11 protein-coding genes and 1 pseudogene are annotated in these 13,856 nt (G+C 68.2%); 10 read left to right on the top strand and 2 right to left on the bottom strand.

Features of this window, described 5'->3' with window-relative positions; translation table 11 throughout:
• The first annotated feature begins 150 nt into the window (after positions 1-150).
• Positions 151-1,122 (top strand): ISAs1 family transposase, encoded by a 972-nt coding sequence (locus tag ABZT03_RS37900; RefSeq protein WP_356047881.1) that lies wholly within the window; start codon positions 151-153, stop codon positions 1,120-1,122.
• A gap of 43 nt (positions 1,123-1,165) precedes the next feature.
• A pseudogene (locus tag ABZT03_RS37895) lies at positions 1,166-1,669 on the top strand (helix-turn-helix domain-containing protein); the annotation flags it as partial.
• Here ABZT03_RS37895 and ABZT03_RS37890 read toward each other — a convergent pair.
• A complete protein-coding gene (locus tag ABZT03_RS37890; protein ID WP_356047879.1) occupies positions 1,579-2,001 on the bottom strand; it encodes a class I tRNA ligase family protein in 423 nt (140 codons plus the stop codon). The pseudogene ABZT03_RS37895 and the gene ABZT03_RS37890 sit on opposite strands and share 91 nt — an antisense overlap.
• A gap of 304 nt (positions 2,002-2,305) precedes the next feature.
• On the opposite strand from ABZT03_RS37890, the gene ABZT03_RS37885 reads away from it, so the two are divergent.
• The 4 genes from ABZT03_RS37885 (at position 2,306) to ABZT03_RS37870 (ending at position 6,982) form a co-directional block, all read left to right on the top strand.
• Positions 2,306-2,716 (top strand): hypothetical protein, encoded by a 411-nt coding sequence (locus ABZT03_RS37885; protein WP_356047878.1) that lies wholly within the window; start codon positions 2,306-2,308, stop codon positions 2,714-2,716.
• Between the two features lie 182 nt (positions 2,717-2,898).
• Positions 2,899-3,519, top strand: coding sequence for a hypothetical protein (locus ABZT03_RS37880; RefSeq protein ID WP_356047877.1), 621 nt, complete (start codon positions 2,899-2,901; stop codon positions 3,517-3,519).
• Positions 3,520-3,686: 167 nt separating this feature from the next.
• Positions 3,687-5,708, top strand: a complete 2,022-nt coding sequence (locus ABZT03_RS37875) for a LodA/GoxA family CTQ-dependent oxidase (protein ID WP_356047875.1) — start codon at positions 3,687-3,689, stop codon at positions 5,706-5,708.
• Positions 5,705-6,982, top strand: coding sequence for an FAD-dependent monooxygenase (locus ABZT03_RS37870; RefSeq protein WP_356047873.1), 1,278 nt, complete (start codon positions 5,705-5,707; stop codon positions 6,980-6,982). Before ABZT03_RS37875 ends, ABZT03_RS37870 begins: the two co-directional genes overlap by 4 nt.
• 28 nt (positions 6,983-7,010) lie before the next feature.
• Here the strand turns inward: ABZT03_RS37870 and ABZT03_RS37865 are convergent, their stop codons facing one another.
• A complete protein-coding gene (locus ABZT03_RS37865) occupies positions 7,011-7,772 on the bottom strand; it encodes a transposase domain-containing protein (protein ID WP_356047871.1) in 762 nt (253 codons plus the stop codon).
• Between the two features lie 573 nt (positions 7,773-8,345).
• Here ABZT03_RS37865 and ABZT03_RS37860 point away from each other — a divergent pair.
• The 4 genes from ABZT03_RS37860 to ABZT03_RS37845 all read left to right on the top strand — a co-directional run.
• Positions 8,346-9,758 (top strand): IS4 family transposase, encoded by a 1,413-nt coding sequence (locus ABZT03_RS37860; protein WP_356047869.1) that lies wholly within the window; start codon positions 8,346-8,348, stop codon positions 9,756-9,758.
• A 79-nt stretch (positions 9,759-9,837) separates the two neighbouring features.
• Entirely contained in the window at positions 9,838-11,175 is a 1,338-nt protein-coding gene (locus tag ABZT03_RS37855; protein WP_356047867.1) for an IS1380 family transposase, read from the top strand.
• Positions 11,176-12,091: 916 nt separating this feature from the next.
• Positions 12,092-12,502: a hypothetical protein gene (locus ABZT03_RS37850; protein WP_355491811.1), complete on the top strand. Its 411-nt coding sequence runs from the start codon at positions 12,092-12,094 to the stop codon at positions 12,500-12,502.
• A 114-nt stretch (positions 12,503-12,616) separates the two neighbouring features.
• The coding region (locus ABZT03_RS37845) for a trypsin-like serine protease (protein WP_356047865.1) at positions 12,617-13,856 on the top strand (1,240 nt) is incomplete at its 3' end.

The raw sequence follows: 13,856 nt of genomic DNA, 5'->3' as shown, positions 1-13,856 counted from the left end.
GGTCCGTGGCCGAGGCCTGCTGGGACATCGGCATTCCTCTCCGTCGATAGGCCGCCAACGAGCGGCACGAACCGACGCAGCCTAGATCGAGTAGATGCCCAACGCCAATGCCAGCCCACGCCACACGACCACCTAAACGCGCTGCTGGCGGTGAGTGAATGGGTGGCCGAGGCCCCCGAAGAACTCCTCGAGCGGCTGGGTATCCGCGTCGACCCACTCTTCCCGAAACGCTCCTGGCCTGCGGAGAAAACGATCCGCAGAGTCCTGACCAGGATCGACGCAAACGCCCTGGACCGGGCGGTCGGGACCTGGCTTGCCGACCGGCAGCAGGACGCGGGCGGGTTGCGGGCACTGGCCGTCGACGGGAAGTCGCTGCGGGGCACCGCCCGCGCCAAGGGCCGGAGAGTCCACCTCCTGGCCGCCTGCGACCACGTCGGCGGGCTGGTCCTCGCACAGATGGACGTTGGTGAGAAGACCAACGAGATCACTCGTTTCCGGCCCCTGCTGGACACGCTGCCCGACCTGTCCGGCACCGTCGTGACCAGCGATGCCCTGCACACTCAAACCGACCACGCCACCTATCTGCGGGGGCGGGAGGCCCATTACATCGTGATCGTGAAGCGCAATACGAAGAAACTCCGCACGCAACTCAAGTCCCTTCCCTGGCAACAGATTCCGCTCCAGGACCGCACCCGCACGACCGGGCACGGACGCTGTGAGATCCGTAGGCTGAAGGTCTGCACGGTCAACAACCTGCTCTTCCCCGGCGCCCGCCAGGCCGTCCAGATCGTCCGCCGCCGCGTGAATCGCACGACGGGGAAGATCAGTCTCAAGACCGTCTACGCGATCACCAGCCTCGCCGCGGAACAGGCCCCGCCCGCCCGGCTCGCCCAACTGATCCGCGGGCATTGGACGGTCGAGGCCCTGCACCACGTCCGAGACGTCACCTTCGCCGAGGACGCCTCCCAACTGCGGACCGGGAACGCACCCCAAGCGATGGCGACCTACAGAAACCTCGCGATCGGAGCCCTCCGCCTCGCCGGTATCCGCAACATCGCCGCCGGCCTCCGCCGGACAGCCAGGGACCAAAACCGCACCCTCACCCATCTCGGCCTCACCTGATCAAGAAGGACGAGGCCCGACTACGCCGAAGCCTTGAGGGCCACAGGGCAAGGGAGTGCGCGAGATCGCTCGAGACGTCGGTCGTAATCCAGGCACCATTTCCCGCGAGCTGCGACGCAACACCGCCACAAGAAGTGGGAAGTTCGACTACCGGACGTCGGTGGCGCAGTGGAAAGCAGATATGGCGGCCCGGCGTCCGAAAACGGCGAAGTTGGTCGCCAATCCGAGGTTGCACGCTTACGTCCAGGAGAGGCTGTCCGCCCAGATCACCACATCTGGCGGCATGCCGATCGCGGGACCGGTGACGGGTTCGTGGACGGGGAGGAACAAGCCGCACCGCAAGGATCGTGCGTGGGTTCAGGCATGGAGTCCAGAGCAGATCGCGAACCGGATCAAGCGTGATTTCCCGGATGATGAATCCATGCGTATCAGTCACGAAGCGATCTATCAGGCCCTCTACATCCAGGGCCGCGGGGCGCTGAAACGCGAGCTCATCCTGTGTCTTCGGACCGGTCGCGCTCTGCGTGCGCCGCGGGCTCGTTCACGGCGCAACAGTCGTTCGACTCCGACGCGGTGACGCGGGTCGCTGCTGGTGCGGATGAAGTCGTCGAATGAGAGCGACAGAGGACCACGCAATGCGGCGAACGCGTCGGCGTTGCGGTCGACGAACGACTGCACGCCGACACCAGCCGCTTCGGCGGCCAGGACGTTCTTCAGAGAGTTGTCGTCGGTTCCGCTGAGCAGACGGACCCGCTCGCCCCGTAGGCGGTGGTGACGGGCCAACGTGTCCGCTTGGACGAGCTCCAGGGCGAAGCCCAGGTGTGGCCGGGCGTTGACGTACGGAATCGTCGTGGTGATGTAGCGGCGTCGTGCGGTCATCGGTCCTCCTACCGGGTAGCGAGGCCTGGTCGCACAACAATCGAGGCCCCGTCCCGGGGCCTCGGATTCGGTACGCGTCCGTTCTCAGCAGCCCCGTTGACGGGGCATCATCCAGTGCTGAGGCGAAAGCGTGATCATGTGCCCGAGCGTAGCAACAGAGCGACGTCGCAGCACACCGTTTTCGCCTTCTCGGCAGCCAATGCACAGGGGCACCCGGGGCAGTACCGGGCGCGAGGCAGGTGTCACCCGGTGCCCCACCCACGCCGCATTGCGCAGGATGAGAACACCGCCTCTTCACCGGTAGGTGCGCGAGACGACCGAGGCGATCGTAGGCGCGGTCACCGGCACCCTCGCCACTCCCCGCACTCTGTTGCTGGGCTGGTACGACGACGGACGCCTGCAGTACATCGGCCGCACCGCCACGCTCACCCAGGCAGCCAGCAGCACGGCTGGCGGGCTGCTCGAGCCGGCGCGGCCCGGTCATCATCCCTGGACGGGTTGGTCGTTCTCCGCCGGGTGGGGCAGCCGAGAGAAGCTGCACGTCACGCTGGTAAATCCCAAGCTGATGGTGGAAGTTGGCATCGACGTCGCTCGTGATGCTGCCGGTCGGTGGCGCCACCCCGCCCGTTTCCACCGCGTCCGCCCCGACCTCTCCCCCACCGGAGGACGCCGCCGCACGGATCGCAGCACGCGGCGGCCCCGCCGAGCGGACTGAGCGCACCTCGCGCGGGCAAGGAACAGCCCAGCCCGATCCAGGAGGGGGCTGTGACGAAGAACGTGGTCGTTAAGGGCGGTCGCCTACGCGGCGAAAGGCTCCATGAGGCTTCAGCCGAACGATCTTCCTCATGGGCTATAGGTGAGGCCCGGGGACACTGTCACCCGGTCCTGCGGATCGCCATGGTGGCCGCCATCGAGTCAGCGCCGGGTCTCGATCCGGACCGGGCAAGCTTCACCACCGCCCTGGAGACCGCCCGGGACCTCCTGACCGCCGGCCGCGGCGTCGTCCCGGCCGCGGGGGACTCCGATCTGGTCGGCGACATCGGCCGAGCGGTCCTGTCCGACCTGCTCCCGCCCCGCCGTCTGCGCACCAGCATCCGCAAGGTCAAGTGCCCGATCTCCCGCTCCCCCGCCCGCCCCGCTGACAACAGGCCACTGACCAGCCAGAGCATCACCGGCATTGCCATCACGCTCTACACGGCCCACGACACCCCACCGCCGCCACAGGTCCGCCATCGCCGTTCATGGAGCCCGGCCGCCCACACACCGACACCCGCCCCTTCCCGGACGTCGCCGACCGCGGGCCGCCAGCACCGCGTGCTCACCATCATCGCCGCCGAGCCCGGCCGGGCCTGGCACGGCCGCGAACTCGCACGCATGCTGGGCATCACCAACCTGAACAGCTTCTGCGTTCAACTGTCCCAATGGTCAAGCGAGGGCATCATCCGCAAGACGGGGCGCGCTCTCTACACCCTCGCAGGCCATGCCTCTATGCCCTTGACCAGCGCGGACACCGCTTGACTATGCGGCATTGCCTGCGGACCACACGGACCCCGGCCCTGTGACGGACTGGCGCAGGGCAGGACCCTGACCCGAACCCCGCCCTCGGAACGCGAGCTCGGCCTGCGCCCTCTTCATGTGCGACCACATACCTTCGACCGGTTGAATCCACAACGGAGGGTTCTTTGATGGACAGTCACATCGTGCAGGTGAAGATCCACCCTGCCATCGGTGTCGCCCGGGTCGGCAACAGCGCAGAGGCACCCTTCATCGGCCCGGAATCACCGGACCAGAAACCAGCGGACGCCGGCTCCTACAAGGACGCTTCCGGGGCGATACGGAGGCAGGCCGCGCGATTCCGTGTGTACGGCTACAACGCCGCCGGGGAGGTCGTACGGGAGCTGAAGCCGGGCACCGAGGGTGTCACCGAGATCCAGTGGACGGTGCATCTGGCCAACAAGAAGGCCGCCTGGTACCAATTCCATCTGGCGCTGGACATCCCCGAGGGCAAGACGCTCACGGCAGAGCAGTACGGCCGACGCAACGCCGACGTCGTGGGCGCCGACAGGAAGAAGCTGGTCAACGATCCCGGCAGCCGCACCGTTCGCGGCTCGAAGACCGAGACGCAGAAGTTCGACACCGGCAAGGTCATGGACAAGGCGGTGTACCTCGGCGAGATCTCCACCCGTTCCGACGGCCGCCTGGTGGTGCTCGGCGGCCGGGGAAACTCCGCCTCCTACAAGAACCAGCCGATCACCGGGGTCACCAACAACAACACCTGGTACGACGACGTGTCCGACGGCCCGGTCACGGCGAAGGTCAGTATCGACGGCCGGGACCTGACCGCCGTACCGGCTTGGGTCGTGGTGGGACCTCCGCACTACGCCCCCGGCGTGAAGTCCGTCCGTACCCTCTACGACCTGCTCTTCGACGTCTTCGTCAAGTCCGGTTCGCTGACCCGCCCGCAGCAGGTCTCGTTCACCGATCACATCGAGCCGATATTCCGCAGGTTCTGCGATCTGCAGTGGGTCAACCATGGTTTCGCCACCCAGTTCGGCTGGAACGGCCCCAATTTCTTCCTCTCGCCGACGATGCGCAAGAGGCTCGCCGATCCGTCCAACCGGAACCGGGAACTGCGCCGCCAGACGTACGCCTCCTTGCGCGACTACGACCGCGACGGAAAGTCCCCGCTGCCGTGGCCGTGGCTGTACGGCGACGCCATGGCCAGCAAGCCCAAGTCCGTGCTTCAGCACCTGGCGCTGTCGCCGACCCAGGACTGGATGCTGCAGCGTTGGGCGGACGGGGCGTTCGTGGCCGGACCCTTGCGGCAGCCGCACCCCACGGTCGACGAGGCCCCTGCCGCCGAGCAGCCGGGGCTGCTGGACCGGGCGGCCCTGGAGGGCTGCGCCGCCGACGCGTTCCACCCGGGGATCGAGGTCACCTGGCCGATCAGGCACGCGAGCATGTTCAGCGCACCCTTCCGCATCCGGCACCGCGCCCCCGCCACCGCGGAACCCGACTACGGGCCCACCCTCACTCCGGAGGAGGCGGTCTCCGCCACCGGCCCCCTGCAGGCGCAGGGGCCCGGGGACCTCACCCGCTGGATGGCCGCCCCCTGGCAGGCGGACACCGCGAGCTGCCGCTCCGGCTACGAGGTGCTGGCCAACCTGGGGCCCCGATACAGCCCGTACCTGCCGACCTTCTGGCCTGCCCAGGTACCCAACCATGTCCTCAAGGTGGAGGACTTCGAGAAGGTCAACACGCCGTCGGCCGGGAGCGACGACAGCGCCCGGGAGGAGGCGTTCGAGCGGCGGGCGACCTGGCTGCGCGGACTCACCGGCACCATGAACGAGCAGCGCACTCAGATGACCAAGGACTGGGCCAAACTCGGCGTCGTCGAGGTGCGCGACTACACCGTGGGCGACGGGAAGTTCCCCGACCGGATCCTGGTGGAGTCGCGCCCGGGACAACCGCTCGCTCAGGCACCGGACAGGGCGAACCTCGTCAACGTGCAGGTACCCGAGGCGGGGCCGCACGTGTTGGCCGCGGCGGCGGGCCGCTCACCCGAGGGAAGGCTCGCCCCCGAAGCCGTCGAGGCCGAGTCCGCGGCGCGGGCCGTCGGCGAAGCGGCCAGGGCGACCGGCTACCGCGAGGAGGAGATCACCGCCGGATACCTCGAGAAACTCGACCCCTTCCGCGACGCGCGGTGAGCGCCGCCCTCGCTCTCGGCGCGTACACCTACGACGTCGTGGTGGCGGGCGGCGGCCCGGCCGGCTGCGCCGCCGCGCTCATGCTCGCCCGAGCGGGCCGTACGGTCCTGCTGGCGGACGCCGGCACCGGGCCGCCCAAGGTCGGCGAGACGCTCGTACCCGCCGGGCGGGTCCTGCTCGGCGACCTCGGCATAGCCGACCGCGTTCTCGACTCCGGACACCTGCCCTGCTACGGCAGTCTTTCGGCGTGGGGTTCGGCCGACCTGCACACCGTCGACTTCATCAACGACCCGCACGGCCATGGCTGGCACCTCGACCGACGGCTGTTCGACCAGCGACTGCGCGACGCCTCCCGCGCGGCGGGGGCGGAGGTCGCCGAGGGCACGGCCGTACGCGAAACGGTGCGGACGCCGGACAGCGGCTGGACCTTGGTCCTGCGCGGCGGCACGGGCCCTGTCGGCAGCGGGTCGGGGGGCGGGGGCGGGTCCGATGCCGGGCCGGGGTCCGGGTCCGAGGACGGTTCCGGGTCCGAGGCCGGTTCCGGGTCCGGGGGCGGGAGCGGGTCCGCAGGCGGAGGCGGGTCCGCGTCCGGTGGCGAGCGTACGGTGCGCTGCCGCTGGGTGATCGACGCCACCGGCCGCGCCGCCGCGATAGCGGTCCGGTGCGGGGCCCGGCGGCGGGTCCGGGACCGGCTCACAGCCCTGTACGTGCCCATGGAAGCGGACCCGCTGGACACCGACCGCCGCTCCCTCGTCGAGTCCGACGAGGACGGCTGGTGGTACACCGCCCCGCAGCCCTCCGGCGGGCGCCTAGTCGCCTACTTCACCGACACCGACCTGCCGGCCGCCACCCACACCGCACGCCACTTCCACCGACGGATGTCGGCCACCCGCCACGTGTCCCGATGGGTCCACCGGGACGGGCCCCCGCCCACGTCACCCACCGCGCCCCGCCGGGCCGCCGCGCACACGGCGAACCTGGACCGGGTGTACGGAGACGGCTGGACCGCCGCCGGTGACGCGGCGGTCGCCTTCGACCCGCTCTCCTCCCAGGGCGTGCTGACCGCCCTCTACACCGGGCTGAGCGCGGGCCTGGCCGTCGACGCCCGCCTGAGTGGCGTTCCTGACGGCGCGGACTCGTCCCTCGGCGCCTACGCAGACCAGGTCGCGGCCGCACGGAGCGCATATCTGCGCGGCCACCGTGTCATCCACGCCCAAGAGGCCCGCTGGACCGACCGCTCCTTCTGGGCGCGGCGCCTGGCTGACGTGCCCTGACAGCCTCGGCCGGTGCGACCGGAACTGCTCAGGCGCACCGGCCTGAGCAGTTCAGGGGCAGACTTCCGGTGATCCGTCGCGTTGCCAGGAGTTGCGAACTGCCGAACGCGGAGATCACTTCGTACGGCGGCCTCTCGTAGCTTCCTCCGAACAGGACCGTGGCGCTGGCCTGCACGAACCGCCAGTAGAACGCCGCAAGGAAGGCGTTGGCGTCGAAGCCCTTGTCCCACAGCACCAGCATGTCCGGCGTCAAAAGGTGCAGCAACCGGCTGGCATAAGAGGTCTCGCCCTCGTCCCCGGGCCCGAACACGGCACCGATCAGGGACCTCGTCCCGGTCTCGACCAGCGTCATCAACTCCACTGTGGGATAGCCGTGATGAGCCGTCCGCCCCAGCCAGGCCCGGTTGCGCGGTGAATCGGGCACCCGCAGCGAGCTGCAGCCGTCGAACGACACCGTCCGGTACGCACCGAACCGCACCCCCGGCGTCGTCGGGCGGGCCAAGAGACCGGCGAGGACCTCGAACAGGGCCCGTACCGGCGTACTGCCGAGTCGGCGGCGCAGGTCTCGCAGGGACTTCGCGCTCGGCGCGACCATCGGCATTCCCGTCAGGCCGCCGGTCAGCTTGTCCCAGACCAGCCGGTAGCCGACCTCGGGAAACAGACACATGGCGAGCAGGAAGCACATTCCGGCCCGGGACGGCAGATCACGCAGCCGCCGCTGCGCTGTCCACGTCTCCGTCAGCACCGCGTCGACCAGCTCGAACGGCACCACGGCGGTCAACTCGCCCAAGTGACCCGGCGCGACGCGGCCACAGTCACCGTACGGGTGACGGTCGTCAGCGCGGGCGAGAAGGCAAGACGAACGGGCAACGGAGCTCCTCGGATACAAGCTGTCTTGGTCGACTGCCTGTACCAACGAGCGCCGTTGCGCTTTACTCTCGAACACCCAACGAGCTTGCGTGACTACCCGGCCTTGGGTCTTAGCCTCGCGCTTTCACGAGGTGGGGCGTCCGATACTTGATCAAATAAGCGGAGAGTGCCCCTGACCTGCAATGCCGGTGATTTAGCGCATCGCTGCAGGTAGAGCGTATGCCGGTGGCTCTGCCGGGTGAGAAATCGCCGAGGTTGCATGTGCCGGTTCGCCTCGATCTGATGATGCGGAAGATGATCTCGGGACACGGCAACGGGGCTCCCGGTAGGACAGAAGATCGACCAAGATCCGACTGTCTGCAAGGGAACCCCGTTGGGTGCTCAGTCTGCCATCGCCGCAAACCCACCTGCCACGACAGCGGGACGCCCGGCGTCCGCGCGAAGCTCCCGAGAGAGGACAGAAGGACAGTTCGGTGACCAGATCCGGCTCGGCGTGCTCACCGAGGAGATCACCCCGGAAGAGGTCGACGAAGTACTGGAGTTGACCGGCCGGTTCGAACGCCGGCGCAGAGTTTTGCCGGCCCGTGCGGTGGTCTACTTCGTCCTGGCCCTGTGTCTGTTCAGCAGCTCCGACAGTGCCGGCCCGCCGGGGTATCGCGTGGTCCTGCGTACCCTGACCGAGAAACTGCGGCACCTGCCGGGCGGGATCGTCCAACGCCTGCCCACCAGTTCGGCCCTCACCAGAGCCCGCCAACGCCTGGGCGACAAGCCACTCCAGGCGCTGTTCGAGCGCCGGTGCGGTGCCCGGGCGGCACCTGCGACTCCAGGGGCGTTCGCCTTCGGCCTGCGGCTGGTCGCCTGGGACGGCACCGCGCTGGACGTGCCGGATACCCCCGAGAACGCCGCCGCGTTCGGGTTCACCGGCCGCGAGGGCACCAACAAGAGCGGAAATCCGCAGGTCAGGCTGATGGCCCTGATCGAGTGCGGCACCCACGCCCTCATCGACGCGGCCTTCGACTCGATCGCCAGGTTCAGCGAGCACAAACTCGCGCGCCGCCTGCTCGCCTCCCTGCGGCCGGGCATGCTCCTGCTGGCGGACCGCAACTTCGCCGGCCACGAACTGTGGGGCCTGGTCGAAGCAACCGGCTGCCACCTCGCCTGGCGGATCAAGAAGAACCTCGTCCTGCCCGCTCTGTGGGTCCTGTCCGACGGCTCGTACGTGTCCGTCATGCCCACCCCGGCCGCAGGCCAGCGTCTCGGTGATGCCCGCTTCCACGGCCGGCCATCCACGGCTCTGCCCGAAGGACACCTGGTGCGCATCATCGAGTACACCGTCACCGTCCGCCCCCACGGCCAACCGGCGCAGGTCGAGAAATTCCGCCTCGCGACCAGCGTCCTGGACCACCGGCTCGCGCCCGCACGACAGTTGGCACTGACCTACCACCAGCGGTGGGAGATCGAGAACGGCTTCGCCGAACTCAAGAACCGCCTGCGCGGCGCCGGGTTCATCCTGCGCTCGAAGTCACCCGAGCTCATCTGTCAGGAGGTCTACGCGCTCCTGACCGTCTACCAGGCCCTGTGCACCCTGGAAGCCCACGCAGCCGAGCAAGGCCGGATCGACCCCGATCGGATCTCCTTCACCACCACGGTGCAGCTCGCCCGACTCAAAGTCGCCGGACAGGCCGCAGCCAACCCGCAGACGCTGCTCACCGCCCGACGCGAGGTCGTCTGGGAACTCCTGAGCGAACTCCTCCCACGCCGCCGCGACCGCCGCTGTCAGCGAGTGAAGAAGGCCCCGAAGAACACCTTCGACGTCAAGAAGCGGGACCAGCCACGCCCGCCCGGCAACGTCAGCTACCTGCTCAAGGTCACCCGACATCCGGCCTCACCTGCGAAAACACCGTAAGTCACCGGCATTGCCCTGACCTGCAACGATGGGACTTGTCTAGGGTCCTGTTGGCTGCATGGGAAGAAGCACTCTCCAGGTGAAGAAGCGTATCGGGTCGTACCCGCGTGTCCGCATCGAGGGCGGCGGCCGGGCAGTGGTCTCGCAGGCCGGGGGCGTGCTGTTGGTCGAGACAGTCCGCAAGACGGGCCTGGATACTGCGATATCGGCGGCTCTGGCACCCTGGCGCACGCCGCGGGCGGTGCACGATCCCGGCAAGATCCTGCTGGATATGGCGCTCGCGGTCGCCCTAGGCGGCGACTGCCTGGCCGACGTGGGCATGCTGCGGGCCGAGCCGACCGTGTTCGGGCCGGTGGCCTCCGACCCGACAGTCTCCCGGCTGATCGACACGCTCGCCGCGGGCGGCCAACGCGCCCTGGACGCGATCCGCAGTGCGCGGTCCCAAGTGCGCCAGCATGTATGGAAGTTGGCCGGGCAGAGCGCCCCGGATGTGACCGGTTCTGTGACTGTGGACCTGGACGGCGTCCTGGTGATCTCACACTCCGACAAGGAAGACACGGCTGCGACCTGGAAGAAGACCTTCGGCTACCACCCGCTGATGGGTTTCGTCGACCACGGCACGGGCGGGTCCGGCGAGCCGGTGGCCGCCCTGTTGCGGCCCGGAAACGCGGGCAGCAACACCGCCGCCGATCACATCACCTACACCCAACTGGCTCTGGCCCAGTTGCCCAAGTCCTATCGGCGCGGGCGCCGGACGCTGATCCGCACCGACTCCGCGGGCGGCACCCACGAGTTCGTGGCCTGGCTCGCGAAACGCGGCCGATGGCTGTCGTACTCGGTCGGCATGACCATCACCGACGCAATCCACCAGTCCGTACTCAAGGTGCCGCTCTCGGCATGGACGCCGGCCGTCGAAGCCGACGGAGAGATTCGCGACGGGGCCTGGGTCGCCGAACTCACCGGCGACATGCTCGACAGCTGGCCAGGCGGCATGCGGCTGATCGCCAGGAAGGAACGACCGCACCCCGGGGCCCAGTTGCGGCTCACGGATGCGGACGGCATGCGGCTGACCTGTTTCGCCACCAACACCTTGGGTCGGCCGATCGCCGAGCTCGAGCTCCGTCACCGGCTGCGGGCCCGGGTCGAGGACCGCATCCGGGCTGCCCGCGCGACCGGACTGCGGAACCTGCCCCTGCACGACACCGCGCAGAACAGGATCTGGCTGGAGATCCTCGCGCTGAACGGCAAGGCCCGTCTCTGGGAGCCCCGTCGCCTGCGGCTCCGCCTGTTCAGCCCGGCCGGCCAGCTCGTCACCACCGGCCGCCGCCAGATCCTCCGCCTCGCCCGCCACTGGCCATGGACCCATGTCATCACCGGCGCCCTCGAACAGCTTGACCAACTACCCAACGCCGTCTGATCAGCAGCTTTCCCGTCCCTGCGAGCAGCGCCACCGTCTCCGGAGCAGTGGAACCCGGCGCCCACACGACACGCCAGTCGGGCTACCGGCCTGCCTGCCAACAACCACGGAACGCGAAACGGTCTGCCAACTCCGTCGGCAGACCGTCACGAAAGATCGAGGTTAATGATGTCTAGTCGCATTTCTGGACGCGTTGCGGGGGGCAAGCGGCGAAAAAGGGAGAACAAGCCAACTAGTCAGAGGCTATGCATGGCACATGGAAGCCGCCTCTCTCGCGCCGCCCGAGAATTGCCTGCACATTTAAATCCCCACCTCGCCCGCGTACGTTGCACATGAAATTGATCGACCTCGAAGTGAGCACAGGGGGGTTCGGAAAGCGTAAGGGTCAAGAGATTTTTTACGCTGCGATGCAGAACATGTAGAAATCCGAACTACCCTTCTTGCCTGTTCTTTGTGGACTTTTTAAGGGGCACCACGCAACCCTCGCTATGCTATGACCTACGTCACGCTGTAATCGCAACTTCCGTCCGATGTCGCCCTGTTTGGTCGGTTGATAAAGATCTACACAAGGGATTTCATGGCCCGACCGCCTCCGTACAGATCTTGCCGGGCCGTTGTGTCCGCGAGGCAATCCGGGGGCGTCTTGGGGGGCAGGGTAATAAGAATGAGCGCGTTCGTAGAGGTTCGGCCGAATCCATCGCAGTGGATTCACTTCGCCCTGTATACGGTCAGCGTCAGCCTTCGCTCCCCATTACCCAGACAACGAAAAGGGACAGCGATGAAGGCAAGACCCGCACGGGCCCGTATGCCGAAGACGAAGACCCTCCTGCGTACCGCCGTGGCGGCCACGGCGGCCGCAGCCTTGAGCTGGCTCGCGCTGGCCGGCGGCTCACCCCTCACGGGTGGCACCGACGGCATGGCGCAGGCCACGTCCGTCGCCGATGAGGCACCGGGATATGCGGTCGAGGACTTCAACTACCCCAACGCGGACAAGGTCCTGACGGAGAAGAATATCAAACTGAAGCGCGGAGACGGTCACATCACCCTCGCTGACTGCGCCACCGGCACCGGCCAGCTCGAGGTCTACGCGCGCAGCCGCACCGACAAGATCTGTTTCCAGGTGACGGGCAACTCGGGCTGGCTCACCCTGGAAATCCCCGCGGTGTACGGAATGAAGGGCAACGACTACTCCACGCAGGTCGACATGACCACGGGCACCGAGGAGAAGTCCTTCGACATCGCCAAGAACAGCTGGACCGGGGTGGGCGAGAGCGCGGATCCCGACGGCCGCGACTTCATGCTGATGGAGATCCGCGCGACCAAGTAGCGCCTGGTCGGGGCTCCGTGCACCGGAGTTCTGCACGGCCGACAACCGGCGCTCCTCGTCAGCCACTCTGCAGCGGCCATCGGCCGCGCAGACCTCGCCTCAAGGACCTTCCTCATGCAACTCACCAGACCTGTGCGCGCCGCCGCACTGGCCACGGCCCTGATTGCCGGTTCGCTAGCGCTCAACGTCCCCTCCGCGAGCGCCGTCACGGGCCCTCCGACCACCGATGACGCCTACTCCTATGCCGTACGCCTCGCCATCGGCGATGGCGCACGAGCCTGCTCAGGAACTCTGGTGGACGCACGGTGGGTCCTGGCCGCTGCCTCCTGTTTCGTCGACAACCCCGCCTCGGGGGCCTTACCCGCAGAGGGTGCGCCGGCCGAGAAGACCGTCGCCACGATCGGCCGTAACGACCTGACCACCACCAGCGGCCTGGTCACCGACATCACCGAACTCATCCCCTACCAGGGGCGCGATCTGGTCCTGGCCCGCCTGGCACAGCCCACCACAGGGATCGCCGGGATCGCCCCGATCCCGTTCGCGACGACCGCGCCCACCGCCGGGGAGACCCTCACGGCCGCCGGGTTCGGCCGTACGAAGACCGAGTGGTCACCGCTCGCCCTGCACACCGGCGCCTTCGCCGTGGTCTCCGCCCAGGATGGTCAGGTGGCCATCACCGGGCAGGACACTGCGATCTGCGCCGGCGACGCCGGTGGGCCGCTGATCCGCCAAAAGGACGGCAAGCCCGAGCTCGTCGGCATCAACTCCCGCTCCTGGCAGGGTGGCTGCTACGCACAGGACGCGACCGAGACCCGCACCGGCGCGCTCTCCTCGCGCGTGGACGACAGCGCCGTGCACGACTGGGTGCAAGAGGTCCGCGCGCGCCTGCGCGAGGTCGTAACACCGGCCGATGTCACCGGGGACGGCCGCGCCGACCTGGTCATCCAGGGCACCGACGGCACCATCACGGTACGCACCGCGAAGGCGGCTCCGTCGGGCAGCCCCTCGCTCCGCTTCAACACGGGTGTCCGCTGGAGCGCAGGTTGGTCCAACTACCTGGGCCGGCCCGGCCAGGGCCGTCTGTACTTCGCCGACATCAGCGCTGACGGCAAAGCCGACCTGATCGTGCACGGAAGCGATGGCAAGGTCTCGGTCCGTATCAACAAGGGAACGTACTTCGACGGCGGTACCGACTGGAGCGCAGGTTGGTCCAACTACCTGGGCCAGGCCGGCCAGGGCCGTCTGTACTTCGCCGACATCAGCGCTGACGGCAAAGCCGACCTGATCGTGCACGGAAGCGATGGCAAGGTCTCGGTCCGTATCAACAAGGGAACGTACTTCGACGGCGGTACCG

Source organism: Streptomyces sp. NPDC005574, from assembly GCF_040605435.1.
Taxonomy (GTDB): domain Bacteria; phylum Actinomycetota; class Actinomycetes; order Streptomycetales; family Streptomycetaceae; genus Streptomyces.
This window is presented reverse-complemented; position numbering and strand designations above follow the sequence as displayed.